Genomic DNA, 724 nt, shown 5'->3' with positions numbered 1-724 from the left:
CTTACCTGGGGAGATCTTAGGTATATGTTATAGAAATGAATTTTGAAATAACAACCTTTACAGTGATGTAAAGCTGAAATCTAAGAAGTCAGCAGAGGTCATAGTAGCAGAAGGGTCATGAACCTTCGGTGAAGGACTGAACGATAGGAGGTTTTGAAATTTTGAACAACACAAAGAAGTGTGCTAACAGCAGACAACTTCATAATGAAGGTTACCTACAAAAGGATAGAGTGGAACTCGAAGAGTATGTAGGAGCGCCTAGCATTTCATTGACGTTAGAAAAACAACAAGACGCCAAAAATAAATACACCAATGGACTGTTTGAAAGGATTATTGACAGAAACAACTTAAATGAAGCATTTAAGAGGGTTAAAGCCAATAAAGGTAGTCATGGAGTTGATGGTATGAAAGTAGATGAACTTCTACAATACCTAAAAGAAAATGGCGCCAGCCTTCGGCAATCACTATTGGAAGGTAAGTATAAACCCAACCCAGTAAGGCGTGTAGAAATACCAAAGTCTGATGGAAAGAAACGACCACTAGGAATACCAACAGCTGTAGACCGAGTAATACAACAAGCTATCGCTCAAGTCTTAAGTCCAATATTTGAAGAGAAATTTTCAGACAATAGTTATGGGTTTAGACCAAACAGGAGTGCACACCAAGCAATTTTGAAATGCAAAGAATACATGGATAAAGGTTACAAATGGGCAGTAGATATTGA

At 37.8% G+C, this 724-nt stretch carries 1 protein-coding gene; it reads left to right on the top strand.

Annotation, left to right across the window (positions count from 1 at the left end):
- Nucleotides 1–161: 161 nt before the first annotated feature.
- A partial coding sequence (locus LGK97_RS19655; RefSeq protein WP_264175103.1) for a reverse transcriptase domain-containing protein occupies nt 162–724 on the top strand: 563 nt, incomplete at its 3' end.

It is taken from the genome of Clostridium sp. CS001, from assembly GCF_020443565.1.
Taxonomy (GTDB): domain Bacteria; phylum Bacillota; class Clostridia; order Clostridiales; family Clostridiaceae; genus Clostridium_AD.
The sequence above is the reverse complement of the archived record's forward strand: the minus strand, read 5'-3'. Positions and strand labels throughout refer to the sequence as shown.